Genomic DNA, 23,919 nt, shown 5'->3' on the forward strand with positions numbered 1-23,919 from the left:
TGTTGCGGAGTTCACTTCACTGTGAGCGCTCGCCCAGGCGATTGGCAGAGAGAGTGGAGGTGCTTCTTCAGGCCGCAGTGCAGAAGGTCGCCGAGGCGACAGAACCAACGATAGGCCAGATTGAGATGGACTTCCTCGCGCAGCCGGCGCTCAGAGCGGATGCCCAGGCAGTAGCCGATGACCAGCATGCGGATCATGAGTTCGGGATCGATCGAGGGCCAGCCAGTTTGGCTGTAGAACGCAGCCAGATGTTGGCGCAATTCGCTGAGATCGAGGAAACGGTCAACGCCCCGCAGCAGGTGATCGTGTGGGACGTGGTCTTCGAGGTTGAATGCGTAGAACAACTGGTCTTGAACAATGCTCCGACCCATCATGATGCGAACCTCCATCGATGATGAAGGGCATGCAAACTGCGAGTCAGTTCCTAGAATTCAGCGGAGTTTTTCAACACAATCGGCCGTATTCTGCCCTTCGCGTATCGCGCCGACGCGCCCCCCAAGTGGCGTCATGCTCGGCAGCCCGTTCGCCGGTTCAGCGCAGAACGCGCGATGACGTCACTATCAGGCCTTTGCCGGCCGAGTATCCATCGCAGTTGCCTTCATGCTCGAGCGACGCCACGCAGGTCCTCCACCGGCTCCCCTCGGAGAGGCTCATGGACAAACGATGGTGCACCGCTTGCGGCTGTGAATTCCTCCCTCGTGCTCAGGCGCCCCATCAGCGCTACTGTGCTGAACCTGTGTGCCAGCGCGAGCGACGACGGCTTTGGCAGCAAACAAAGCGGCGAAGCGATCCCGACTACCTCCAGAACCAAGCGCAGGCCCAGCGCGCGTGGTCGAAACGAAATTCCGCCTACTGGTCGGCGTATCGGGAGAATCACCCCGAATACGCAGTCCGCAACCGCACAGACCAACGTAGACGCAACGCCAAGCGCTCCACCGCCGGTATTGCAAAGATGGATGCGTCGGGTGTCACGCCGCTCTTCGATGATGGTCTCTACGAACTACGTCCGCTAGAGGGTCTCGGATTTGCAAAGATGGTCGCGTGGACGGTTCAGATCACTGTGCTTGCTCGCCAGCACCTCTGACCGTGCCAAATTTCGTTGATTGCAAAGAGAGGACTTGATCGATCCCTGAGAGCAGGACTGGTACCTTGCCGGTATGCGGGCACCCGGTGTCGCCAGGCGTTCGCAGCGAAGAATTCGCTTGAACGGACTGGATGGGTACTCGCATGGATCAGAACCACATCGGGGTTGACGCGGACACAAGTGCCCCCCTGTTTCGCGCCGCGGAGTACGTTCGGATGTCGACGGAGCATCAGCAGTACTCCACCCTCAATCAGAACGACAAGATCCGCGAATACGCCGCGCACCGCGGCATCGAGATCGTCAGGACCTACGCCGACGAGGGCAAGAGCGGGCTGAGGATCGACGGACGGCTCGCGTTGCAGCGCCTCATTCGTGACGTCCAGGCCGGGACGGCCGACTTCACCATCATCCTCGTCTACGACGTGAGCCGGTGGGGGCGCTTCCAGGATGCCGACGAGAGCGCCTACTACGAATACATCTGCCGCCGTGCCGGCATCCAGGTGGCGTACTGCGCGGAGCAGTTCGAGAACGACGGCTCTCCCGTCTCCACCATCGTCAAGGGCGTCAAACGGGCGATGGCCGGCGAGTACAGCCGCGAACTGTCGACCAAGGTCTTCGCCGGTCAATGCCGCTTGGTGGAGCTCGGCTTCCGGCAAGGCGGCGCGGCTGGGTACGGCCTGCGCCGGATGCTGGTGGACCAATCGGGCGCGGTCAAGACCGAACTCCAGCGCGGCGAGCAGAAGAGTCTCCAGACCGACCGCGTGATTCTCACCCCCGGGCCCGGAGACCAGGTCAAGACAGTTCAGAAAATCTACGAATGGTTCACCGACGAAGGACTGGTCGAATCGGAGATCGCCCGCCGGCTCAACCTGATGCACACCCGTACGGACCTCGACCGCGAGTGGACGCGGGCCACGGTCCACCAAGTGCTGATCAATGAAAAGTACATCGGCAGCAACGTCTACAACCGCGTCTCCTTCAAGCTCAAGAAGCTGCGCGTGGTCAACACGCCGGACATGTGGATCCGCAAGGACGATGCCTTTGAGCCGATCGTCACGCGGGACATCTTCTACACGGCGCAGGGCATCATCCGTGCCCGCGCACGCCGGTATTCCAACGAGGAGCTCATCGAGCGCCTGCTAGGTCTCTATCGGCACCGGGGATTCCTGTCGGGCTTGGTGATCGACGAAGCGGAAGGAATGCCCTCGTCGGCGGTCTATGCGCACCGGTTTGGCAGCCTGATCCGGGCCTACCAGATGGTGGGCTTCACGCCCGGGCGGGACTACCAGTACCTGGAGGTCAACCGGTTCCTCAGGCGCCTTCACCCCAAGATCGTGGTCGAGGCAGAGTCCGAGATGGAGAGCCTGGGCGGCAGACTCTACCGAGATCCGGCGACGGACCTGCTCGACGTCAACCACGAGTTCAGCGTCTCTCTGGCCTTGGCACGTTGCCAGACCGGCGAGAACGGCCGTCGTCGCTGGAAGATCCGCTTCGATACAGGACTGCTTCCCGACATCACTGTCGCCGTCCGGCTGGCGCCGGGCAACGACAAGCCGTTCGACTACTACCTGCTCCCACGGCTTCACTTCGCGCAGCCTCGCCTCAGCCTGGCTGAGCACAATGCGGTGGAGCTGGAGAGCTATCGCTTCGACACCCTGGAGTATCTCTACGGGATGGCCGCCCAGATCCGCCTGCGGAGAGCGGCATGACCGGCAGGCCCGCTGCCGGCGATCTGCGCATGATTCCCATCGATCGCATCGACGTTCTCAACGCGCGGGATCGCAATGAAGAGGTGTTCGCGGAGATCGTGAAGAACATTGGTTCGATCGGCCTGAAGAAACCGATCACGGTCACGCCGCGGCCGGGTAGCGATGGCGCGGAGCGCTATCTCCTGGTCTGCGGCGAAGGACGGATGAAGGCCCTGCGCAAGCTCGGTGAAGTGCGAGTTCCTGCCCTGGTGATACAGATCGACGACGAGGGCGCGTTCATCATGAGCCTTGCAGAGAACATGGCACGCCGCGTCTACCGCCCGCTGGAGCTTCTGGCAGGCATCACCCAGTTGAAGGTCAAGGGCTACTCTGCGAGCTTGATCTCCCAGAAGACGGGACTCACGATCTCGTACGTCACTGACATCCTCACGCTGATCGATCAAGGCGAGGAGCGCCTGCTGGTGGCCGTCGAACGCGGAAAAGTCCCCCTGACGATCGCGATCGAGATTTCCCGGGCGGGGAATAGCGACAAGACAATTCAGGCGGCGCTGCAGGAGGCCTACGAAACGGGACAGTTGCGAGGACGGCAACTCATGGACGCTCGGCGCCTGGTGCAGAGCCGACAGCACCTGGGGCGCTCGGTCGGTCGGCATCCGTCGCCCCAGCCATCCGATGTCACTTCGTCAAGCCTCGTTCGTGCTTATCAGAAAGAGGTCAAGCGCCAGCAATTGATGGTACGCCGCGCGGCCTTTGCGCAGCAGCGGCTTCTCTTTGTCGCCGGCGCCCTGCGGCAGCTTTTTTTCGAAGAGAACTTCGTCACGCTTCTGCGGGCTGAAGGTCTGGATGCGCTGCCAAAGTACCTCGCGGATCGAATCGGGCCTCATGGGAGCCTGGGGTGACGGTCGAACTCGGCTTTCTGCCGAAGCCCATGATGGTTCCGATCGACAACGTCCTGCCATCGCACAAACCGCCGCTTGGCCTGCTGGGAACCAAGAAGTACCGGATGGTCGTGACTTCGATCAGGGAGATCGGCCTTATCGAGCCGCTTGCGGTCAGCGCGGTCGACCGGAAAACCGGCCAGCACGTTCTGCTGGACGGGCACATCCGTCTGCTGGCCCTGAAAGAGCTCGGAAACACGGAGGTGCCGTGTCTGGTGGCAACGGACGACGAGTCATATACCTACAACAACCGGATCAACCGCTTGTCGTCAGTGCAGGAGCACTTCATGATGCGCCGCGCGATTGATCGCGGCATCTCGCCGGAGCGGTTGTCCAAAGCCCTGTGCGTGGACCTGGCCCAGGTCGTCAAAAAGGTGACCCTGCTCGATGGGGTTTGCCCCGAAGCCGTCGACCTGCTCAAAGACCGCCATTTCTCCCCAGAGATCACGGTTGCACTACGCAGAATGAAACCGACCCGTCAGGTCGAGGCGGTGGAGTTGATGATCGCTGCGAACAGCATCACGGTCACATACGCGCGAGCCTTGGAGATGGCCACTGCCACGGAAATGCTGGTTGCCGGAAAGCGCCCGCACAAGGATCGAGGCGTCAGCCGAGAACAGGTCGATCGGATGGAGCGGGAGATGTCTGGTCTGCAGGACCAGTACAGGATGATCGAGCAGGGTTTTGGAGAGGACATGCTCAACCTTGTGCTGGCCAGAGGCTATGTCGCCAAGCTGGTCGACAACAAAGCGGTGTTCCGTTACCTGGAGCGCAACCATGGGGAGGTGCTCGAGCAACTAATGGGTTTGGTGCGCGCAACCTCGACAGATGCTTGAAGTCATCGGTGAGTAAATCGGGGCCACCCAAGGGTGGAGCTGAGGTTCTCGTGCATAACGGCACAGGGGACTAGCCCAGCCCGGGAAAAAGTTGCGATCCCGTATTTGTGCACCTGCATACCCTTCATTCAGGCGTTGCCATCGCTCACGTCGAAGTTCAATCCACAGCCTCTTAAGGCGGCTTGCAGCGATGCGCTTTCCTCAGGAGAGAATCCATCGAAGTAAATCTGCAGCGTCTTGCCGCAGCTAAGAAACAGATCTTTGCCCGGCGCCGCCCAAAGCTGGACACCGTGTCCGACCGCGGCTGTCAGAAAAACGAAGGCCTCCTCAGGAGAGATGAGGCCGATCTCCTCGCCTAGATTGCTCCAGCCCGTGATCTCGGCGCTGCGGGGATGCTCGAACCTCCACCCCAATGCTTGCAGAGCGTCGAGTAGCTGAACGCAACTCGCCGGAGAGAGGCGTGCAATCTCTTTGGTCATGGCCAAATCGTAGCTGCTGCCATCTCACAGAACACGAACGGCGAAATAGGCTTCGTCGGTATCTCCTAAATCGCGGAAGCCCGCCGTCCTGGCCGCGTCGAAGGCCTTGACCCAGCGCTTCGCCAGCATCACCTCGTCTTTGGTGAGATCGCTTTCGCCCGACTCGCTCGCGTTCTGGAACGCGCGCAGCGCCGGCACCACGTCATGGCCCAGTTGCCGGTCGAGCTCACGCCCGAAGCGCTGCTCCGCCACCTTCACCGCATCGGCGGCGGCCGGATGCGGATAGTCGGAGAGCCGCACCAGATAGGCGACGCGAGGTTCCGGTTCCACCTCTTCGAACCGGAACGGCGTGTCGTCGTCGCTGGCCTCCTGCGGCGCGGCGTCGATTTGCGCCGTGGCTATCGGCTGCGGGAAGAAGAGTTCAGCTTGGTCCATGGTCATCTCCTTGAGCAAGTTCGCAAATGCGCTACGCATTTCCACCGAGGCTGGAACTGCCGCGGCGCGATGGCCAGCGCTGCAGCGCCTTGGCGATCATTTCGCCGTGGCGCTGCGCCTCCAGGCGGGCGGCCTTCGCATCGGGCGGGGCGGGCCGCGGCACCGGCCGGCAGAACCAGCGCTGCGGGTAGGTGTCGGCCTTGATGTTCTTGAGCGCCCGCCCACGCGGATTGATCTCGGTGCCTTCGATGAAGAAACCGCCCCGGACCTCAAGCATGTAAGCGCGGTTGAGCAGCGGGATCACATAGCTCTCCTGGTCGTCGGCCAGCAGCATCGCGATCATCAGGCTGCGGCCCGGGCGCGGGTCATGGATGCGCGGCACATAGAGCAGTTCTCCGATGCGGCGCGTGTGCTTCACCGCCTCCTTGGTGGAAAGCTCTTGGCCCTCGAACCGGTATCTAAACACTTCGCAGCACGCCTGTATGAATATACAGTAGTATGGATCATGGAAGACGATATTCCGACCGATCTGTGGATCTACTATTGCGCGCAGCAGCTCAAGCGCCATTGGCGGACGGTTGATCCTGAGCAGCTCGAGGAGTTGGCGACAGATCTGGCATGCGAGGCGCATCTACGCACGCTGTCGCCGCAGGCAGCCGCGCTCAAATGGCTTGAGCCGGTGATGACGCGAGGGGAGGCCAGATAGACGGAACGGCACAATGCGCCGATGCCAAACGTTGCCTCGATTCTCAAAGCCGAGATCTCCCGCGTCGCTCGCAAAGAAGTGCGCGCCGAAATCGAAACACTTAAGAAAGCATCAGTCGCGCATCGCGCATCGCGCATCGCGCGTCGATTGCCGAACTGCGTCGCCAGGTGAGTGCGCTTGAGAAGGAGCTGCGTCGTGTCGTGAAAGGCGCTACGTTCCAGGGTAGGTTCTGACTTAAACGCTGAAGTGGCAGCGGGCACGAAGCGCCGATTCAGTGCGACCAAACTGGGTACACATCGGGCCAAGCTCGGGCTCTCTGCGGCGAGCTACGGTCAACTCGTAGGCGTATCCGGGCAGACGATTTACCACTGGGAACAAGGCAAGGCACGTCTGCGGATAGTGCAGTTCGAAAGCCTTGCGGCAGTAAGGGACCTGGGTGCACGCGAAGTTGGAGAGCGACTAGCCAGACGATAGCGCAGCACCTCGCAAAGAGCTAGACGGCGAGATCTTCGCTTTGTTGGGTACCCAGCGCCTACCCAAAATGGGGCATTGCGCCGCCGCTGGAGAGCGCCTACAGTGCGCCCGAAGCCACGGTAAAGAGTCGAAGGATCACAACTACCTTGCGGGGTAGTATGCCGTGCCGCGGGTCAAGCCACTTGGCCGCCGCTCAACAAGAGCGCATGTTGCGGCCTTCGAAGAACGCAGCCTTGCACCAGCGCCCAGTCGTCGGAATGCAATCTGGCATTTGGAGGGGTCATGAAACGATGTCTCGTTGTCCAGCGCGCGTGGGTCGCATGTGTCCTTTTCAGTTGCCTGTCGGCGACGATCGCTCAGAACGCGACGTCAGTACAGGGCAAATCCGCTGGCAAATCAACGTCTTCCCCGGTCGACAAGGCTTCCAAAAAGGTGGAGTCAACCGGGCAGGGCGCCAAGAAAAATCCTGCACCGTCTGGTACTCAAAAGCCGCTCGCGGCCAGAAAGACGAAGCCCACCTCAACTACTGCAGCAAAGGCTGCCACAGCGATCCTGGCCGCAACAAAGTCTGTGCCAAAAAAGCCGGCCAGGGCCACCAAGTCGGGCAAGGCGAAGATTGCTGTTGCCAGCAAGAAGGCGATGGACGATTCTTCAGTTGATGAGCGGTACTCCTCCTCGCACCTTCAAGCACCCGTCTTGAAAGAGTGCGGAGACTCTCGCCAGCCAACTTTTCTCGAATGCATGAGGGCGCCGCGGATATGGTGGCAACGCAGCCTTGCCGCTGTGGCAACCGGCTTGGACTCGAATGGGAACCGGGTGGGACGCAAGTATTGGTTGGCCATCGCAGGTCCAGCGCCGTTCTTTAATGTAAAGAAGGGCAAGTCAGTTCTTCCGGAAGCTTATGCCAAGCAGGCAAAGCTACTCAACGACATGATCGACGAGGTCATTCGCAATCTTGACGCGGATGTACCGCGGCCGAGTGAGTTGATCGAAGCAGCGATGGAAGAGCCGAAGCCGGATGTCAAGGCAACGATCGACAAAACGAACCGTACGGTCTCGGACAGGGTTTCTTTAATCCTTCATGGAGCGGCGCTGAGATTTCGTTCCAAGCTACAGGTGGCCGATCTCGGAATTTCGGACAACGACTTTGAGTTAGTGATCATCGATCTCCGCTGCGAAGAAGCCAAGAAGTGCGTTTACTTTGCGGACGGACTTGGCGAGAAAGACCGTCGGTTCGACCGTTACGCGAAGCTCAGAACCTGGGCACGATCCAAGAACGCAAACGCCACCGCACTAAGACAGCCGTATCGGCTGGGTTTAGGGCCAACAAATGGTCTTGATCGCATAGAGCTGTTCGCAACGCTTCGTCCGGCAGCTCATGCATGGCCTCCGGAAGTTGATGCGAACAAAGCGGGCGATGAATTTGTAAGACTTGCAAAGCGTCGTCGATCGAAAGAGGAAAGCATCAGCTTCGCTGCGGCTGAAGTCTTGCCCTTGAACGTGAGGTCGCTGCTTGCGGTCGCTGACGTCATCGACACGCCGTCACTGGTTTTTCCGCCGCAGGCGGATGGGAGCAGGAGACCCGCACCATCCGGCATTGCCTTGAGCAACATCTCGGATGAATTTGCGCGCACGCGGTTGCTTGAATGTCAGCGCCTCCGAGGTGCGGCTAGCCCTGAAGAGGTTCAAGCATGTTCCGGATACCTCGTTGATAGCAAGCTCCTCGCTGCTTGCGCGTCAGGTGAACTTTGCATACCTCCACCAGTGCTCGCCATGATCGGCCAGAGGCTTGAGTTGGATCTCTTTTTCATTGCGCCCCGGACTTCGATTGGAAAGCTCGCAGCAGGCAATGCCTTCCCCCGCTACGTTCTTGGCCCTGACAGCACAGCAATGAAAGCCATCGGAGAGTGCTATGCGTCAGACGGCGGAGATACCGTGAAAACAGTCGAGTGCATCAACCGCAAGTCTGCGTCGACAGGCGGACGGAAAACCTTGGATTGCCTGAAAACAGCATCGGACCGCAGTCACGGCGACCGCGCCGTCGAATGCGCGCTCAAAGAGATGAGCCCGCAGCAAGGCATGCAGGCCAAATGCTTTAGTGAGACCAATCGAAATGCCGTGGGCATCTTCGCTTGCATGGACGGCAATGGAATCAATTCTCAAGTCAGTCATGTGCTGCGATGCGGATCTGCCTTTGAGTCCAATCCTTCCGAAAAGAAACTGCGCGAATGCGTTGGGCAAGACGCCGGTTTGGCGAAGAAATGCTACGACAAGCTCGATGGCAAGGATGGATGGATGGATGCGGCCCTGTGTGCCAGCGATGGTGCGAAAGGCGTGCCGAAGGAGCTTCAGACGCTTGCAACCTGCTACAAGAATCCATCTAAACGCAAGTCTGGGCAAATCGGCGAGTGCTTACTCGGAGAGACCGCCAAGACGCTTGGCGGGGACGGCGCCAAGTTTGCTGCCTGCGCCATTGAAAGCAATTATGAATCGCTGGCCACGGCCATTTGCATGGCAGGCAACAATCTCACAAGAGACCAGCGAATTTTTCTCCAATGCGTTGCCGAGTCCGGCGGCGACCCTGTCACATCGTCGACATGCACGGTTGGGCGATTGGCTGTCAAAGAGCTTCAGAACTGCAAGGGCAAGGAGTTCGGCAAAGGAGACTGCTTCGGACCAAACAATGATCTAAGGAAGCTCGCCGCGACGTTGAACTTGCCGATCGGCCCCAACTCCGTTGTTGCGGACATCATTAATCTTCAGTTGCGAGTGCTCGACTTCGTTCCGGTTTCTGAGATTGAAGAAATTTTCACCAACAAGGTTTCAGACATTGTTGCCAAGCAGCTCGACGTAATCGACACCATCCGCAAGGGCGATGTCAGAAACGCGTTCAACAAGCACATCGGGAATCAGATATCCGTGATCAGTGGGGGCCTCGTCAAGATCAAGGTGAAGATTTTTTGAACGGTGGGCGCCTGAAGGAGCGATCAGTCATTATTGTCTCCTTGCCGTGCATGGACTTTGCTGCTTGCTGCTCGGTTACGAGACTATGACATCGGCTGATCTTTTGATGTTCCTACTGAACGGCTTGAAGCCAGCGGAATCAGTCTTCAAAGAGGCTGCGGAACTTAGGGGCGAATAGCAATGAAAGACTCTGAAATTGAACCGGTGGAGCACGAGGGGAATCGCTACCGTTTTGGACCGAATAGCAATCGTTTCTTCGTAGTCACGCCAGCCGCTCAGGGCGCCGTGGTGGCCGGAAAAATTATTTGGGACGTGGTCCTGGGCAAGATCATTTCGGCTATAGCGGAGGAGGTTGGAAAAGGCATCGGTCAAGCACTGATCAAGCGCATGTTCGGCGGTACAGAGGACGATTTTGCGGCGCAGCTTCAGGCAATCACTCAGAAATTGGATACGATTCTCAGAGCGGTGATCGGACTGCAGGACTTCATCATTGCCCATGACATTCAACGGGCACGGGATACCTCGGACGCCAAGATCCAGACGCACATCAAGGCAATGCGAAGCCATCTTCGCGGCGCCGCAGCGCAGGGATCGCTCCAGGGCGACAACCGCATACTGTTTCGCGATCAAGTTACTGCACTCACGAACGACCTTGGAGAACTGGCCAGAAAGCGGGAGGAGGGCATACCCGAAGGTCTCCCCATGTTTGTGCAGGTGCAGGCCGGCCTTGCCATGCTATTTCTCGGGCACCGGATACTAGGCTTGCCAGTTGAGACCTCCCGGAGCTTCCTGAAAGACTACGGTGTCTACTTCGCCGAGTGGGTTGCCATCCTCACTGCCACGGTCAACGCGATGGCTCCCGGCGTTGCTCAGGAGGCTGCCGCTGTCGACGCATTTCCGAAGCGGGGTTGGCTGACCTACGGGAACGCTGCCGGCCTCGGCGAATTTGACTTTGATTTAGGCGGATTGGACGGACCAAACCCTTACTACGCTTGTGTGGCAAATATCCAGGGGGGAGTTAACATGCCGTTCAAGTTGATCGGCATCGACCGAGTGCCACAGACTTCGATGGCGGACTCATTGAATTTGCCGGTGTTCCCCGGGTTCAACCCCGCGTTGCCCGCTCCGGCCCCCTATTGGTGGATAGCCACAGACGGCCCCCGTTTCCGGACATCAGGCGAACAGGCTGCGATCGATCGAGCGAACCACATGGTCTCGCTCTTGAACGAACGTCGGCAGGCCCTTCTCGACCGCCTAGAGGTGATGAGGGGGCTGAAGGAATCGATCGGCAGCATTGAAAGGGGTGAGCGCGATTTGATGCGGTTGACGTAGCGGGCTACACGTAACTGCTCTCCGTTGAGCCGCATCCAAGGACGGCCTCTCATTCCAGTGGCACATTCTTCCGAAACAGATGTTCAGAAAGCCAATTCACAGGGGCGTGAGCCGAGGTGAAGAAGTGCTCGGGACGCAACGTTGTTTCTGTCTAGCTTGGTATCAAGAAGGATTCTGCCAGTCACCATGGTTCGGCCACAGGGTGGCCGTCATCGCTCATCTGCGAACCCAGATGCCTCTACAGCGGCACCCGGTTTCCGGTCGCCGCAACGAGTCATGAACGCAGCACGAATGCATGCATGGTGCGGCGTCGCAGCACTCGACTGAATGGCTGCAAGTGCTTGCTCGGTACCGAGCAGAGCAAGTCCGGACGCATCGGTGCGTCCGCGGTTTATCCACCATTCACTCCGCATCGGACGGTGATTGCGAGAAAAGATCAGTGTCGATGTATGCGTCCGGCCAAGTCATCTTGAACTGAAGAGAAGCGGCGGCAAGGATCGCGTCCACGTAACTTAGGTGGACGCGATGACAAGCGAGAAGACACAGTCCCGGCGACGCTACAGCGCTGCGGCAAAGGCCCAGGTGGTAGCCGAATGCAATGAGCCCGGCGCGTCGGTGGCCAAGGTAGCGATGGCGCACGGCATCAACGCCAACGTCGTGCACCGCTGGCGGCAATTGGCCCGCGAAGGCCAAGTGAGACCCGTCAAGGCTGGCGAGTTCATCGCACTGCCGCTGATGGCGTCACCCGAGGCTGCTGCCTCATCGGCAGACATCCGCGTCGAACTGCGCCGCGGCCCGATCACGATGACCATCACATGGCCGGCCAGTGCCGCAACGGACTTCGCGATTTGGACACGCGAGTTGCTGCGGTGATCCGTGTGGAGGCGGTGTGGCTGGCCTGCGAGCCGCTGGATATGCGCTCTGGCACCGAGTCGGCGTTGGCCCGCGTGGTCAAGGTCTTCGGCGAGGCCAGGCCCCACCACGCCTACCTGTTTGCCAACCGACGGGCCAACCGCATGAAGGTGCTGGTACACGACGGCATCGGTGTGTGGCTGGCAGCGCGGCGGCTGAACAGCGGCCGCTTCGTCTGGCCCAGGGATGGCAGCACGCTGTCGCTGACCCACTCGCAGCTGAACGCCTTGGTGCTCGGACTGCCGTGGCAGCGTGTCGGCGAGGCCGGCGTGATCAAGGTGGTGTGAGCCCGTCCATTGCGGACTGTGCCGATGGTGGCCGGCTGAGCCTGCTGGCACCATCACCGCCGTGATGAACAGCAGCAGCGCCAACGCCCTTGATGCAGCTCCTGATCCGGCGTTCTCGGGCATGAGCTTTGCCGAGGTGTGCGCCTTGGCCAGCCGACTGCAGACCGAGGTACGGCACGCCCAGGCGCTGAACGCCAAGATGGCCCATGAGATGGCCGTGCTCAAGCGGCTGAAGTTCGCCGCCAGCGCCGAACGCTTCAGTCCCGAGCAGCGCAACCTGCTGGAAGAGGCCATCGACGAGGACCTGCAAGCCCTGGAGCGCGAGGTAGGCAAGCTGCAGTCGCCAGCCAAGGCAGCAGGGGAGAAGCAGACCCCGAAGCGGCAGGCGCTGCCGGCCCACCTGCCGCGCTACGACATCCACCACGAACCCGACGACACCACCTGCACCACACCGGGCTGCGGCTGCCAGATGAAGCGCATCGGCCAGGACGTGGCCGAGAAGCTCGACTATGAGCCTGGACGCTTCAGCGTGCAGCGCCATGTGCGCGGCAAGTGGGCCTGTACCCGGTGCCAGACGCTGATCCAGGCACCAGTGCCGGCCTGCGTGATCGACAAAGGCATGGCCACCGCGGGCCTGATGGCGCACGTGGCAGTGGCCAAGTACATCGACCACCAGCCGCTGTACCGCCAAGAGACGAGCCTGGGTCGCGCAGGCTTCGCAGTGCCGCGCTCCACCCAGGCCGAATGGATCGGCGCCATCGGCGTGGAACTGGCGCCGTTGGTGCAGGCCATGCGCGAGGACCTGCTCGGGCACCACGTGCTGCACTCCGACGAGACCCCGGTGGCGATGCTCAAGCCAGGTCATGGCAAGACGCACAGAGCCTACTTGTGGAGCTACTGCACCACGGTCTGGGACAAGGTCAACGCCGTGGTCTTCGACTTCGCCGAGAGCCGTGCCGGGCACAACGCACGGCGCTTCCTGGGCATCGCCGAAGACGGCAGCGGCGGCTGGCGAGGTACGCTGATCTGCGACGACTACGCGGGCTACAAGCAGGTGATGAGCGCTGGCGTGACCGAGGCCGGTTGCCTGGCGCACGCACGGCGCAAGTTCCATGAGCTGTGGGCCAACCACAGCAGCATGCTTGCCGAGGGGGCGCTCAAGCTGTTCGCCAACCTCTACGACATCGAACGCGAGGTCAAGGACCTCGGGCCGGGCGAGCGGCTGCGCGTGCGGCAAGCCAGGTCCAGGCCGGCGGCCGACTTGTTGCACGCCTGGTTGATGGCTAAACGTCAGAAAGTGCCAGATGGCAGTGCAACGGCCAGGGCCATCGACTACAGCCTCAAGCGCTGGGCTGCGCTGACGCGCTTCATCGACGACGCCGACCTTGCCGCAGACAACAACCGCATCGAGAACCTGATCCGCCCCGTCGCGTTGGGCAGGAAGAACTGGCTGTTCGCCGGTAGCCTGCGCGCGGGCCAGCGCGCCGCCGCCATCATGAGCCTGCTGCACACCGCCAGGCTCAATGGCCATGAGCCATCCGCTTACCTCAAGGACGTACTGCAGCGGCTGCCGACCCAGCCAGCATCTGCACTGCGCGATCTGCTGCCGTACCGCTGGACGCCGCTGACCTGAGCTGCGGCATCTCCGGCGTCAAGATGACTTCGCCTGGCGCATACGTCGCAGTAGCCGGCCAGCAAGATCGGGAAGTTGATGCCGCACTACTGAATGGAACCCACGAGCTCAGCCAATAGAGCGGCGCGCCGCAGCCGTTAAGCTTTCGCCCGCGGCTTCATGCGGAAGCTGATGCCCATGCGGTTAATGGCGTTCATCGCGGCGATGGTGAGGGTCAGGTTGACCAAGTCCTTCTCGCCGAACACTGCCAACGCCGCCTCGTAGGCTTCATCGGAAGCGTGTGTTTCGTTGACGCGGGTGACTTCCTCGGACCAGGCGAGGGCCGCTCGCTCTTGCTCCGAGAACAGGTACTCCGCTTCGTGCCACACCGGCACGAGGACTACTTTCTCAACCGACATTCCGCCAGTCATCAGGTCACGGGTATGGATGTCGATGCAGTGGGCACAGCCATTGATCTGCGAGACTCGCAGGAACACCAGATGGATAAGCTGGCTGGGCAAGGACGTGCCAGAGGTGACGAAGTGATGCAGGCCACCGATGGCCTTTGCGCCCTCCGGGGATACTTGGAACCAAACTGCGCGGGTCATGAAACGCTTTCTTCAAGTTGAGACTGGATGCGGCTGCAGGAGCAACCTGGTCCCAAGACGTTTGACGTGATCGCGTTGTGACAGTCGCAGGGGAAAGAAATGTCGCCCCAGGCCTCAGGTTCCTGGTGGCGGCGCGTTTGGCCGGGAGCTCAGGAGACGAGTGGCTTCTCCTTCAACGTTGCCAACTTCACCGGATTCCGCTGGATGCGAACCCGAGAGACCTGGACATTGGTGAACTCAAATGTCTGTACGGAGTCAAGCGCACCATCGATGTAGCGCAGGAGGGACCATTCGCCATTCAGTATGGCCAGCTCAAGTCGCATAGCGTCACCGTGGCGAAGGTGCATCGCGTAGTAAAGCTGAGCGATGCGTTGAGCTCCAAACAAAGGCCCCGTGAAGCTTGGCCTGACGTCGCCAAAGTCGCCCAGCATCTCCGCTTCCTCTGCGAGCAGCCTCTTAATGCCCTCAAGGTGACCGCTCGAAATTGCTTGAACGAGTCGTCGCAACAGTTCCAGCTGAGCCACTGCTGGCATTGGCGGCGCCTTCATGCCCGCTGATTCGCGTGCGTTCTCCAGCCTTCGCTTGGCTCTATGGACAATCTGCCGGGCGGAGGCTTTGCTTCGGCCAATAGCCTCGGCTACTTGCTCGTACTCAGCGTCAAACACCTCACGCAGCAAAAACGCGGCCCGCGCTTCCGGCGACAGGCAGTCCAGAAGTAGCAAGAAGGCGATGGACACATTGTCGGCGGTCTCACACGCTTGCTCAGGCGTGGTCGGCGCCCGTTCCAGTAGCGGCTCCGGGAACCACGGGCCCGCGTACGTCGCTCTCCGCAGTTTGGCCGCCCGAAGACGGTCAATCGCCATCCGCGTGGTCACGGTCACGAGCCAAGCTTCAGCATTCAAGACTTGGGCCTGGGACGATTTCGTCTCCTCATGCCAGCGCAACCATGCGTCCTGCACCAAGTCCTCCGCCTCCTGTACGGACGAAAGCATGCGATAGCCAATAGCCATCAACCTGGGACGCACGTTCGAGAACAGTTCTGTAGACGCGGACGACATGGCGAGCAAGTCTAGTACGAAGGTCAAGCTCCTTGGTGGGCGTGGCCATCTCCTCGGCGCGAGCTAATTTCGGCCATCGGTCTACGACGTAGGGGGTGATGCCATACTTCATCACTACCCTGCTCCTGTAATCAAGTCCACCTAAGTTGGGTGGACGCGATCCTTTCTGCCGTCAGCCCCGGTTTCAAGATGACTTGGCCGGACGGATACGTGTCGATTCCCACTTAGCTGTTGGATTCCAACGATCTGCTCGAGTACAGAGGTAAGCGAGAAAAGTTCAGAGTTAGCTGAGAACCGACAATCAGATTGACGAAGTGCTTTGGACCTAACGCGTGCGGCGCCAGAGACCGCTTGTGTCGGCCTGCCGCAGGTCCGGAGCCCTCGCGCGTTCATTGCCCGGGGCAGATCGTCCTCTCGCACCGGCGCTATTCAGATAATCCTTCTTATCGCAATAGCACTTGCAAGACGCTAAACTCGCTCCATGAAAAGTAGCCTCGGCGCATCAAGGACGGAGCAGGGGCTGCCGGGATTTCCCGCGGCTTCGGCATTGGCTGCCTTGCGTGCCTGGTACGCGGGCATGAGTGCGACCGACGCGGTAGCGCAATATCTGCCGCAGGGAAGCGGAGGAGGGCGTTCCTCCCGTTCCGTGCTGGCCGACGTCCGCCGGCAGTTGGAGGCCCATGCGCGCCATTGCCGGCGTGACGACCTGGGGCAGTTGATCAAGCATCCCGCGGTCGAGCGGCACAAGCGCGCCCGTGCGGTGCTGGCGGCGATGGAAGAGCTGCGTGGGCTCTCGGCCCCGCAGCCGTTGGTGACGGATGCGATCGAACGCTGGCTGCCGACTCGACTGGCCGGCCCTTTATTCGACTACGGACTGCGCACGCTGGCTGACCTGACAGTGCGGGTCCCACGCCGGCGCCGCTGGTGGTCCGTCATTCCCCGGCTTGGCGCCACCGGGGCAGGGCAAATCGAAGCGTTCTTCGCCGCCCACCCATCATTGACAGCCCAAGCGCGCGCGTTGCTGCCGGTCAGACTTCAGCAGGATGTGGTCCCCCTGGAGAGGCTGAGCGTGCCGGGTGACGTTGACGGCTCGCGCGGCGCCTTCCGCGCACCGCCCACAACTTGCATTCTTGCCGCGAGCAACGACTACGAAGCAGTACAGGCCTGGTTGTCGTTGCACGAGTCGGCCGCCACCCAGCGCGCGTACCGCAAGGAAGCCGAGCGGCTGATCCTCTGGGCGATTGTGGAGCGTCGTAAGGCGTTGTCGTCGCTCACGACGGAAGACGCGCTGGCTTACCGCGCATTCTTGCGCCACCCTTCGCCGCGAGGACGCTGGGTAGGCCCCGCAGCTGCGCGCTCCTTATCCGAGTGGCGGCCATTCGCGGGAGATCTCTCGGCGCGCTCGATCGCGTATGCGCTTTCCGTTGCCGGCGCATTGTTTCGCTGGCTGATCCAGCAGCGCTATGTCCTGGCCAATCCTTTCGCCGGAATCAGGGTTCGGGGCGCATCGCCAACAGAATCCTCGGCCCTGACGCGGGTCTTCAGTGAAGGAGAATGGTCGATCGTCCAAGCCGTGGCGGAGGGTCTGGAATGGGTGCACGGCTGGAAACCGGCGGCGGCACAGAGGCTGCGCTTCGTGCTGGACTTTGCGTATGCGACCGGCTTGCGCATTGGCGAATTGGTCAACGCGACGCTCGGCCAGATCGACACGAATGTCCACGGCGATCACTGGCTACGCCTGATGGGCAAAGGCAGCAAGCCGGGCAAGGTTGCGCTGCCGCCACTGGCCCGAGCTGCGCTGGATCGCTATTTGATGCAGCGACAGCTACCCATCACGCCGGCGCGATGGAATCCGAAGACGCCGCTCGTCGGCAGTCTGGACCTGGACAGTGCCGATGGCATCACCGCGACGCGCCTGTGGAGCATCATGCGGCGCTTTTTCCTGCAGGTGGCCGAGGTCATTGGGGCGGAAAGCCCAGCCCTCGCCGAAAAGCTGCGCCGTGCCAGTCCCCACTGGATGCGCCACACCCATGCCACACACGCGCTGGCGCGAGGTGCGGAACTCACGACCGTGCGCGACAACTTGCGCCACGCTTCGATCACGACCACCTCAATCTACCTGCACGGCGATGAGGTCAAGCGGGCTCTCCAGATGAATGCGGCGTTCGCGGCACGAGAGGATTGATCTGCTCGCAGCAGCGATCCTGAGCAGCCTGAGTTGCTCGGAAATGTTTATGAATGGGGGAGGGTGGCAGCTTTTCGCAAGGCACGCAACTCCAGACGGGCGGACTCGCGGATGTCTTCCCGATCAAGCTCGACCGCCTTCTCGTCGAAGCAGGCGTTGAAGTGGCTTTCCAGCCAGACATCACGGGTTTCAAAGCACTCGACGGCATAGTCGAGCCAGCTGTTGTAGCCATTCGGTGGTGGCAACGGTTTCTGGATGGTGAAGAGGAATCTCCTTGGTGATGTGATGTGATACGTCGGCCGGGCCGGGCCGGCCCGGCCCGTACGTTATTCCACAAAATCCACGAAATCAATCCCGAGGCGGCGCACGCTGGTGTTACGTTCGCATGGGGGAGCAGCCCCGCACCGGCCCGAGCTACTTCGGGTTAGCGATCTTGCGCGTTGAATGGACGGCCAGAACCGTGCACACCATCCGATGGCCTGCCAAGCGGGCAGACATCATGGTCAGCAGGTACTGAAGGAGAAATACACCGCAGACCTTCTGGATATCGTTGCGCGGGAAATCCAAGTACCACAACACAGACGCTGCGAGCACCAAAAGGATCAACGAGAGCGAGGCCATGTCGCGATACAGCAGAAACGCCTTATGTGAATCCACGACGGAAACCTCGTGCTTGACCTTCAGGTAGAGGCCATACCATTTGCTGTTTTGCTCTTTCGGGTCGGCCGGGAAGGCACCCACATTTTTCAACAGCTTGGCTTCGTCTATGCGTTCGTCCTTTTTGACAAACGTGGTGAATGCTCTTGAACCTGGCAAGGGATCGCTCCATTTCCAGTACACCAATCTCGCCTTCATGAGCTGAGAAATCGTGTTCGTCAGCAAGAGCGGCACAACCGGCAGCAGGATGCTGCTGATGCTTCGCGCGAGCGCGATGTTGCTTACCGTCGCGTCCCTTACGATGTCAGGGAAGATGACAACGGCGAGCACAACAACGTCGAACGTGACCAGGGTGCAAAGCCAAACAAAGTTCGCTTGTTTGAGGGATTTGCCGCTCCCTTTGTCTTCGGCCATCAGTCTTCCTGCTCGTACGGATAGGTTTCCTGCGGAACGGCCGACCAGCCCTCGCGCGAAATTCCTCGCCCGAAGCACAGATCGCGACCCTCGGTCGCCGCAAAATGAGCGCCGCGGTGCAGCATTGCGCGCTTCACGGACAGTCGAGGGTGGTCTGCATCTTCCTTTGCGGAACTGCAAATGGCAGTCCACGCGGTTTCCTCTGGGAGTGCAGAGAGTCGTGGCCCGTGCAACTGGTCGAGAACTTCCGTAGAAACGTTGTGTCGCCCTCCGTGGTGTGGCACCTGAAAGAGAGTGATGCCCGGCAGCGTCAGGCCGACCGCAGGCGCATAGTCGATGGCTTCTTGCAAACCGTCCCGGCCGGTGTCGCCGGTGAGCAGCACCTTCGTGTTGTTCAGGAACGCGTACTGCACCACGCTCATCTCGTTCTCTGCGCTCGTGCCCTCGGAAGGGAAGTATTCTTCACCCCATGCAGCAGCCTTAAGCTTCGCCGCCGCTGCCTTCACGACATTCCACATGTTTGCCAAAGCACTGTCCATCGTGGACTCGTTCGCCGTTTCGGGTGTCTTATTGGAATCGACAACGCACTTGAGCCAGCGGTCAAAAGTCGGTGCCATCACGTTAAATGGGCCAATCATCTGGCCTTGAAACGGTTCGGCGATCGAGATTCCCTTTTCCAGGGCGATCGTCTCGAGCTCAACAGGAGCCGCGTACACCGAGCGAAGCTTCGAACGCAACCGGTCTGCCGAGGAGTAGGTTGGGAAAGAGGGCAGGAGTTGCTCGGCGTAGTTCCACGGACGATGCATCCAAAGCCTACGAACAGTGCAGTCCTCGAGAACCTTACGCAGGCCGTTTGCATGATCTCGGTCGGGGTGAGTCAACACGACGTTGTCGATGACTGTCGAACCATAGTGCTTTCTGATGTGTTCGACGATCTTCTCGCCAGTCGCGATGTAGCCGCCATCGACGACGTGAATCGCCTGCGGCCCACCGCCGATCGAATAGCGCAAAGCGATGGCGTCACCGCTGGACTTCGTTTCGACTCCCAAAAAGTCGACCTCGAAAAAATCTGCCATGTATCTGTCTCCTCGTTGTAGTTTTCGTTGACTGAGGGCACCTCCCCGCAGCGCGACATCATTGAGCCACAAAATCCGCTGCTTCGACATGATGTGATTGGTCCCAATGTGATTGCACTCACATCCGGTTGCATAGCTTTTAGGAAGAGGGCGTGTGTTCCGTTTTGGCAGAGTTGGCTGCACGAGGATTGGTACCTCAATGCGCGTTACTCGGGATCTCTTCGATAAAGGGGAGTGTTTTAAAGCTTCCCCTGTGGCTACTGACCCACGGAGGAGGCGGTCAACCTCAACCAGTGATCCAATCACTGAAAACCTCGGATCGATGAAAAAGACACACACCATCCGCTCGATCGCTGAACTTGCCAATGTGCCTGAAGGCGATTTGCCGGCCTGCCTGGCAGCATTGCACCGGGGAATTGTCGAAGCCAAGCGGCAGCATGCGGCCGCACTACGCGAAGGATTGGTCCCTGCGGATGCTGCTTTCGAGTTCCAAACGTTCGTCTGGAAGCCGACTGGGTCGCGCGAGCCTTTCTCCGCGCTTTCTGCGACGCTCGGGCCGGAAACGCCGATCAGCGAGTTGCCCGTGCGCCCGAGGGTCCGCTTCGTGCTGCACCAGAAGAACGTCTTCTGCCTCGAAGACCTTTCGGCAACGAGCGAGAACGAGCTTCTTCGAGGCGAAGGCTTGGGCGTAAAGACGGTTGGCCGCTTGAGGGAGCTGTTGCAGGCCATCGGACTGGACTTCTTGCCGAATCCCGACCCACGCGGGCGCGCGTTCGACGAAAGTAGTGCGCTACGGGCGCTTCCAGGCGAAATCCTCGCCGCGACCTTGCGAGGTCTGCCTGACGGCGCCCCGGTCTCCCTGCTCGGATTGCGCGGTCCCACGCTGGGGCGAGCGCACCGCACCGGCTACAAGACAGTTGGCGAACTGCGTGCGACGCCAGCGAGAGACCTGGCGATGCGCTTCGGGCGCTCTGAGCGGCAGGAGATCTACAAGAGGCTCGTTGAAACCGGCCGCACCTTCCAAAACAATCACACGGTATCTGAGCTTTGGCGCATCGGCTTCATCGATCGCGATGACATTCCATTTCCGAAGGACGCTGAGACGCTTCTCGTGGACCTGCAGCCTTGGTTAGGCAGCGCATTCAAGCCGCTGAAGAGGCGCGGCGTGGCAACGCTGGGTGAATTGCGTGCTGCGGCCGCCCGCAACGAACTTGCGGACATCAGTGGAATCGGTGATCGAACGGCCGAGAAGCTCACGGCACTGTTGCTAGAGAACGCTTAGAAGCACAAGCACGTGCACAAGCGTCGGGAGGAAAGAGCCAGCCAGCACAATACGGGCTTTTCGCCGCCCGGGCCCTTGCGGCGGGGCACTCTGCGCCCTGAGGGCGGCCGATCTCCTGAGCCTCCTTTCTTCGCGCAATGCGCCAAGCGGCCAGCGCTATAGTGACCAACAAGACTGCTCAGACCCAGCGAGGCATTCGCGCCCTCCTGCTCGCCCGAATCCAGTTCGGCTTCACGATCTCGTTCCACATCCTGTTTCCGGCACTCACCATCGGCCTGGCGAGCTACCTGGCCGTGCTGGAGGGCCTGTGGCTGCGCACCGGGCGCAAGGTGTACCTGGACCTGTACCAGTTCTGGATCAAGGTGTTTGCCGTGGCCTTCGGCATGGGCGTGGTCTCCGGCCTGGTCATGGCCTACCAGTTCGGCACCAACTGGAGCAACTTCTCGCGCTTTGCCGGCGGCGTGACCGGCCCGCTGCTGGCCTACGAGGTGCTGACCGCCTTCTTCCTGGAAGCCGGGTTCCTCGGCGTGATGCTCTTCGGGCGCGAACGCGTGGGCCCCGCGCTGCACTTCGTCTCCACCCTGGCCGTGGCCGTCGGCACCCTGATCTCCGCCACCTGGATCCTGGCCTCCAACAGCTGGATGCAAACGCCCCAGGGCCACGAGATCATCGACGGGCGCGTGGTGCCCGTCGACTGGCTCCGGGTGATCTTCAACCCCTCGTTCCCCTACCGGCTCGCCCACACCGTGACGGCCGCCTACCTGGCCACCGCGCTGATGGTGGGCGGCGCGGGCGCCTGGCACCTGCTGCGCGGCCACGACAACACGCGCGTGCGCACCATGCTCTCGATGGCCCTGTGGATGCTGCTGGCGGCCGCGCCGCTGCAGGCGGTCATCGGCGACCAGCACGGGCTGAACACGCTCGAACACCAGCCGGCCAAGCTCGCGGCCATCGAAGGCCACTGGGAGCGCACGCCCGAGGGCGAAGGCGTGCCGCTCATTCTTTTCGGGTGGCCCGACATGCAGGCCGAAGTCACCCGCTACGCGCTGGAGATCCCCCGCGCCGGCAGCCTGCTGCTGGCCCACAGCTGGGATGGGCAGATCCCGGCGCTGAAGGACTTCGCGCCCGAAGACCGGCCCAACTCGGCCATCGTGTTCTGGACCTTCCGCGCCATGGTCGGCCTGGGCGTGCTGATGATCGCGCTGGCCTTGTGGGGGCTGTGGCTGCGGCGCGGGCAGCGGCTCTATGCCAGCAAGAACTTCCTGCGCCTTGCGGTGGCGATGTCTCCGGCCGGGCTGGTGGCCATCCTGGCCGGCTGGTACACCACCGAGATCGGCCGCCAGCCGTGGATCGTCTACGGCCTCATGCGCACGGCCGATGCGGTGTCGCCGCAGCATTCGGCGGCGCAGGTGGGCTTCACGCTGGCGCTGTTCGTGGCGGTGTACCTGGTGGTGTTCGGCGCGGGCACGGCCTACGGGCTGCGGCTCATTGTCAAGGGGCCGGCGGGCGACGAGGCCGAACGTCCCGCCTGGGGCGGGCCGGGCGAGACGCGAACGCCGATGCGCCCGCTCTCGGCCGCGCCCGAAGACGACCAGGCGGAGACCGACAGCAGGGCCGATTCAGCGAGCAAGGAGGGCGAGCGCGATGGGCATTGATCTTCCCCTGATCTGGGCCGTGATCATCCTGTTCGGCATCATGATGTACGTGGTGATGGACGGCTTCGACCTGGGCATCGGCATCCTGTTTCCGTTCGTGCCGGCCAAGGAAGACCGCGACGTGCTGATGAACACGGTGGCACCGGTGTGGGACGGCAACGAGACCTGGCTGGTGCTGGGCGGCGCGGGGCTGCTGGCGGCGTTTCCGCTGGCGTATGCGGTGATCCTCAGCGCGTTCTACCTGCCGCTCATCCTGATGCTGGTGGGGCTGGTGTTCCGCGGGGTGGCGTTCGAGTTCCGCTTCAAGGCGCGCGCGGGCAAGCGCCGCTGGTGGGACCATGCCTTCATCGGCGGCTCGGTCACGGCGGCCTTCTTCCAGGGGGTGACGCTGGGGGCGTTCCTGAACGGCCTGCCGGTGGAAGGCGGCAACTACGCCGGCGGGGCGTTCGACTGGATCTCTGCGTTCTCGCTTTTTACCGGCGCGGCGCTGGTGGCGGCCTATGCGCTGCTGGGGGCCACGTGGCTGGTGATGAAGACCGATGGCCGCCTGCAGATGCGCATGCGCAGCCTGGCGCGGCCGCTGGCCTGGCTGATGCTGGCGGTGATCATCGCCATCAGCATCTGGACGCCGCTCGCGCACGAGGCGATTGCCAGGCGCTGGTTCAGTGGTGATCATCGCCATCAGCATCTGGACGCCGCTCGCGCACGAGGCGATTGCCAGGCGCTGGTTCAGTCTGCCGAATGTGCTGTGGTTTGCGCCGGTGCCCACGCTGGTGGCGCTGGTCACGTGGCGGCTGCTGCGGGAGCTGGGCGGCCAGGGACATGCCTCGCCGTTCGTGCTCACGCTGGGGCTCTTGTTCCTGGGCTACACGGGGCTGGGGATCAGCCTGTGGCCGAACGTGATTCCGCCGGACATCAGCATCTGGCAGGCGGCAGGGCCGCCGCAGAGCCTGGGCTTTGCGCTGGTGGGGGCGCTGCTGATCATTCCGGTCATCCTGATGTACACGGCATGGAGCTACTGGGTGTTCAGGGGGAAGGTGAGGCATGGGGATGGGTACCACTGAAGACCGCAAGCCCAAGTGGTTGCGCCGCCTGGCTTGGCTCGGGGGCATCTGGCTGGCGAGCGTCGTTTCGCTCTACCTGCTCGCCCTTGTGCTCCGCTTCTTCATGAACGCGGTTGGCCTCAGCCGCTGAGCCCCCAGCCTCTCGACGGCCC

At 61.4% G+C, this 23,919-nt stretch carries 22 protein-coding genes and 3 pseudogenes; 16 read left to right on the plus strand and 9 right to left on the minus strand.

Going from position 1 to position 23,919, the window contains the following annotated elements; translation table 11 throughout:
- Positions 1-89: 89 nt before the first annotated feature.
- A pseudogene (locus QHG62_RS20790) lies at positions 90-374 on the minus strand (transposase); the annotation flags it as partial.
- Between the two features lie 278 nt (positions 375-652).
- On the opposite strand from QHG62_RS20790, the gene QHG62_RS20795 reads away from it, so the two are divergent.
- From QHG62_RS20795 to QHG62_RS20810, 4 genes are all read left to right on the plus strand, one after another.
- A complete protein-coding gene (locus QHG62_RS20795) occupies positions 653-1,084 on the plus strand; it encodes a hypothetical protein (RefSeq protein WP_281147566.1) in 432 nt (143 codons plus the stop codon).
- A 143-nt stretch (positions 1,085-1,227) separates the two neighbouring features.
- Positions 1,228-2,793, plus strand: coding sequence for a recombinase family protein (locus tag QHG62_RS20800; RefSeq protein WP_281147567.1), 1,566 nt, complete (start codon positions 1,228-1,230; stop codon positions 2,791-2,793).
- The gene (locus QHG62_RS20805) at positions 2,790-3,692 is read left to right on the plus strand and encodes a plasmid partitioning protein RepB C-terminal domain-containing protein (protein WP_281147568.1); all 903 of its coding nucleotides are present in this window, start codon (positions 2,790-2,792) and stop codon (positions 3,690-3,692) included. Before QHG62_RS20800 ends, QHG62_RS20805 begins: the two co-directional genes overlap by 4 nt.
- Positions 3,689-4,567, plus strand: coding sequence for a plasmid partitioning protein RepB C-terminal domain-containing protein (locus QHG62_RS20810; protein ID WP_348638669.1), 879 nt, complete (start codon positions 3,689-3,691; stop codon positions 4,565-4,567). Before QHG62_RS20805 ends, QHG62_RS20810 begins: the two co-directional genes overlap by 4 nt.
- A 128-nt stretch (positions 4,568-4,695) precedes the next feature.
- Here QHG62_RS20810 and QHG62_RS20815 read toward each other — a convergent pair whose 3' ends face one another.
- Genes QHG62_RS20815 through QHG62_RS20825 form a run of 3 tightly spaced genes read right to left on the minus strand, consistent with a single transcriptional unit; the run spans position 4,696 to position 5,947 of the window.
- Complete coding sequence (locus QHG62_RS20815) at positions 4,696-5,046, minus strand: hypothetical protein (protein ID WP_281147569.1); 351 nt, start codon at positions 5,044-5,046, stop codon at positions 4,696-4,698.
- A gap of 24 nt (positions 5,047-5,070) precedes the next feature.
- The gene (locus QHG62_RS20820) at positions 5,071-5,481 is read right to left on the minus strand and encodes a hypothetical protein (RefSeq protein WP_281147570.1); all 411 of its coding nucleotides are present in this window, start codon (positions 5,479-5,481) and stop codon (positions 5,071-5,073) included.
- Between the two features lie 31 nt (positions 5,482-5,512).
- Positions 5,513-5,947 carry a hypothetical protein gene (locus QHG62_RS20825; protein ID WP_281147571.1) on the minus strand — a complete coding sequence of 145 codons (435 nt, stop codon included), beginning with the start codon at positions 5,945-5,947 and terminating at the stop codon, positions 5,513-5,515.
- 39 nt (positions 5,948-5,986) lie between these two features.
- On the opposite strand from QHG62_RS20825, the gene QHG62_RS20830 reads away from it, so the two are divergent.
- The 7 genes and pseudogenes from QHG62_RS20830 (at position 5,987) to tnpC (ending at position 13,789) form a co-directional block, all read left to right on the plus strand.
- Positions 5,987-6,187 carry a hypothetical protein gene (locus QHG62_RS20830; protein ID WP_281147572.1) on the plus strand — a complete coding sequence of 67 codons (201 nt, stop codon included), beginning with the start codon at positions 5,987-5,989 and terminating at the stop codon, positions 6,185-6,187.
- A gap of 21 nt (positions 6,188-6,208) precedes the next feature.
- A pseudogene (locus QHG62_RS27835) lies at positions 6,209-6,661 on the plus strand (helix-turn-helix domain-containing protein).
- A 282-nt stretch (positions 6,662-6,943) separates the two neighbouring features.
- Positions 6,944-9,625 (plus strand): hypothetical protein, encoded by a 2,682-nt coding sequence (locus QHG62_RS20845; protein WP_281147575.1) that lies wholly within the window; start codon positions 6,944-6,946, stop codon positions 9,623-9,625.
- 180 nt (positions 9,626-9,805) lie between these two features.
- Positions 9,806-10,957: a hypothetical protein gene (locus tag QHG62_RS20850; RefSeq protein WP_281147576.1), complete on the plus strand. Its 1,152-nt coding sequence runs from the start codon at positions 9,806-9,808 to the stop codon at positions 10,955-10,957.
- Between the two features lie 525 nt (positions 10,958-11,482).
- A complete protein-coding gene (gene tnpA, locus QHG62_RS20855; RefSeq protein ID WP_281147577.1) occupies positions 11,483-11,830 on the plus strand; it encodes an IS66-like element accessory protein TnpA in 348 nt (115 codons plus the stop codon).
- Positions 11,806-12,156, plus strand: a complete 351-nt coding sequence (tnpB, locus tag QHG62_RS20860; protein WP_281147578.1) for an IS66 family insertion sequence element accessory protein TnpB — start codon at positions 11,806-11,808, stop codon at positions 12,154-12,156. The genes tnpA and tnpB overlap by 25 nt, the downstream gene beginning before the upstream one ends.
- A 64-nt stretch (positions 12,157-12,220) precedes the next feature.
- Entirely contained in the window at positions 12,221-13,789 is a 1,569-nt protein-coding gene (tnpC, locus tag QHG62_RS20865) for an IS66 family transposase (protein WP_432445627.1), read from the plus strand.
- Positions 13,790-13,926: 137 nt separating this feature from the next.
- Here the strand turns inward: tnpC and QHG62_RS20870 are convergent, their stop codons facing one another.
- A complete protein-coding gene (locus tag QHG62_RS20870; protein ID WP_281147579.1) occupies positions 13,927-14,376 on the minus strand; it encodes a carboxymuconolactone decarboxylase family protein in 450 nt (149 codons plus the stop codon).
- Positions 14,377-14,525: 149 nt separating this feature from the next.
- Positions 14,526-15,461 carry a sigma-70 family RNA polymerase sigma factor gene (locus QHG62_RS20875; RefSeq protein ID WP_348638670.1) on the minus strand — a complete coding sequence of 312 codons (936 nt, stop codon included), beginning with the start codon at positions 15,459-15,461 and terminating at the stop codon, positions 14,526-14,528.
- A 454-nt stretch (positions 15,462-15,915) separates the two neighbouring features.
- On the opposite strand from QHG62_RS20875, the gene QHG62_RS20880 reads away from it, so the two are divergent.
- Positions 15,916-17,619 carry a phage integrase family protein gene (locus QHG62_RS20880; protein WP_281147580.1) on the plus strand — a complete coding sequence of 568 codons (1,704 nt, stop codon included), beginning with the start codon at positions 15,916-15,918 and terminating at the stop codon, positions 17,617-17,619.
- 47 nt (positions 17,620-17,666) lie between these two features.
- On the opposite strand, the gene QHG62_RS20885 is transcribed toward QHG62_RS20880, so the two are convergent.
- The 3 genes from QHG62_RS20885 to QHG62_RS20895 all read right to left on the minus strand — a co-directional run bounded on the left by QHG62_RS20885 (position 17,667) and on the right by QHG62_RS20895 (position 19,766).
- Positions 17,667-17,864 carry a hypothetical protein gene (locus QHG62_RS20885; protein ID WP_258506166.1) on the minus strand — a complete coding sequence of 66 codons (198 nt, stop codon included), beginning with the start codon at positions 17,862-17,864 and terminating at the stop codon, positions 17,667-17,669.
- Positions 17,865-18,033: 169 nt separating this feature from the next.
- Positions 18,034-18,690 (minus strand): hypothetical protein, encoded by a 657-nt coding sequence (locus QHG62_RS20890; protein WP_281147581.1) that lies wholly within the window; start codon positions 18,688-18,690, stop codon positions 18,034-18,036.
- Positions 18,690-19,766 (minus strand): competence protein ComEC, encoded by a 1,077-nt coding sequence (locus QHG62_RS20895; protein WP_281147582.1) that lies wholly within the window; start codon positions 19,764-19,766, stop codon positions 18,690-18,692. The genes QHG62_RS20890 and QHG62_RS20895 overlap by 1 nt, the downstream gene beginning before the upstream one ends.
- Before the next feature lie 322 nt (positions 19,767-20,088).
- On the opposite strand from QHG62_RS20895, the gene QHG62_RS20900 reads away from it, so the two are divergent.
- The 4 genes and pseudogenes from QHG62_RS20900 to QHG62_RS20915 all read left to right on the plus strand — a co-directional run bounded on the left by QHG62_RS20900 (position 20,089) and on the right by QHG62_RS20915 (position 23,897).
- The gene (locus tag QHG62_RS20900) at positions 20,089-21,048 is read left to right on the plus strand and encodes a helix-hairpin-helix domain-containing protein (protein ID WP_281147583.1); all 960 of its coding nucleotides are present in this window, start codon (positions 20,089-20,091) and stop codon (positions 21,046-21,048) included.
- A 161-nt stretch (positions 21,049-21,209) separates the two neighbouring features.
- Entirely contained in the window at positions 21,210-22,703 is a 1,494-nt protein-coding gene (locus tag QHG62_RS20905; RefSeq protein WP_432445548.1) for a cytochrome ubiquinol oxidase subunit I, read from the plus strand.
- A pseudogene (gene cydB, locus QHG62_RS20910) lies at positions 22,693-23,767 on the plus strand (cytochrome d ubiquinol oxidase subunit II). Before QHG62_RS20905 ends, cydB begins: the two are co-directional and overlap by 11 nt.
- Positions 23,754-23,897, plus strand: a complete 144-nt coding sequence (locus QHG62_RS20915; RefSeq protein WP_348638671.1) for a DUF2474 domain-containing protein — start codon at positions 23,754-23,756, stop codon at positions 23,895-23,897. The pseudogene cydB and the gene QHG62_RS20915 overlap by 14 nt, the downstream one beginning before the upstream one ends.
- Positions 23,898-23,919 lie beyond the last annotated feature (22 nt).

This window comes from Variovorax paradoxus, from assembly GCF_029919115.1.
GTDB classification, from domain to species: Bacteria; Pseudomonadota; Gammaproteobacteria; order Burkholderiales; family Burkholderiaceae_C; genus Variovorax; species Variovorax paradoxus_O.

Bases quoted from the DNA above. Each gene is read 5' to 3' on its own strand.
- QHG62_RS20795 (WP_281147566.1), top strand. From the start codon at position 653: ATGGACAAACGATGGTGCACCGCTTGCGGCTGTGAATTCCTCCCTCGT.
- tnpA (WP_281147577.1), top strand. From the start codon at position 11,483: ATGACAAGCGAGAAGACACAGTCCCGGCGACGCTACAGCGCTGCGGCA.
- QHG62_RS20815 (WP_281147569.1), bottom strand. From the start codon at position 5,046: ATGACCAAAGAGATTGCACGCCTCTCTCCGGCGAGTTGCGTTCAGCTA.
- QHG62_RS20800 (WP_281147567.1), top strand. From the start codon at position 1,228: ATGGATCAGAACCACATCGGGGTTGACGCGGACACAAGTGCCCCCCTG.
- QHG62_RS20805 (WP_281147568.1), top strand. From the start codon at position 2,790: ATGACCGGCAGGCCCGCTGCCGGCGATCTGCGCATGATTCCCATCGAT.
- QHG62_RS20870 (WP_281147579.1), bottom strand. From the start codon at position 14,376: ATGACCCGCGCAGTTTGGTTCCAAGTATCCCCGGAGGGCGCAAAGGCC.
- QHG62_RS20830 (WP_281147572.1), top strand. From the start codon at position 5,987: ATGGAAGACGATATTCCGACCGATCTGTGGATCTACTATTGCGCGCAG.
- tnpC (WP_432445627.1), top strand. From the start codon at position 12,221: ATGAACAGCAGCAGCGCCAACGCCCTTGATGCAGCTCCTGATCCGGCG.
- QHG62_RS20880 (WP_281147580.1), top strand. From the start codon at position 15,916: ATGAAAAGTAGCCTCGGCGCATCAAGGACGGAGCAGGGGCTGCCGGGA.
- QHG62_RS20915 (WP_348638671.1), top strand. From the start codon at position 23,754: ATGGGTACCACTGAAGACCGCAAGCCCAAGTGGTTGCGCCGCCTGGCT.
- QHG62_RS20900 (WP_281147583.1), top strand. From the start codon at position 20,089: ATGAAAAAGACACACACCATCCGCTCGATCGCTGAACTTGCCAATGTG.
- QHG62_RS20845 (WP_281147575.1), top strand. From the start codon at position 6,944: ATGAAACGATGTCTCGTTGTCCAGCGCGCGTGGGTCGCATGTGTCCTT.
- QHG62_RS20850 (WP_281147576.1), top strand. From the start codon at position 9,806: ATGAAAGACTCTGAAATTGAACCGGTGGAGCACGAGGGGAATCGCTAC.
- QHG62_RS20820 (WP_281147570.1), bottom strand. From the start codon at position 5,481: ATGGACCAAGCTGAACTCTTCTTCCCGCAGCCGATAGCCACGGCGCAA.
- QHG62_RS20890 (WP_281147581.1), bottom strand. From the start codon at position 18,690: ATGGCCGAAGACAAAGGGAGCGGCAAATCCCTCAAACAAGCGAACTTT.
- QHG62_RS20895 (WP_281147582.1), bottom strand. From the start codon at position 19,766: ATGGCAGATTTTTTCGAGGTCGACTTTTTGGGAGTCGAAACGAAGTCC.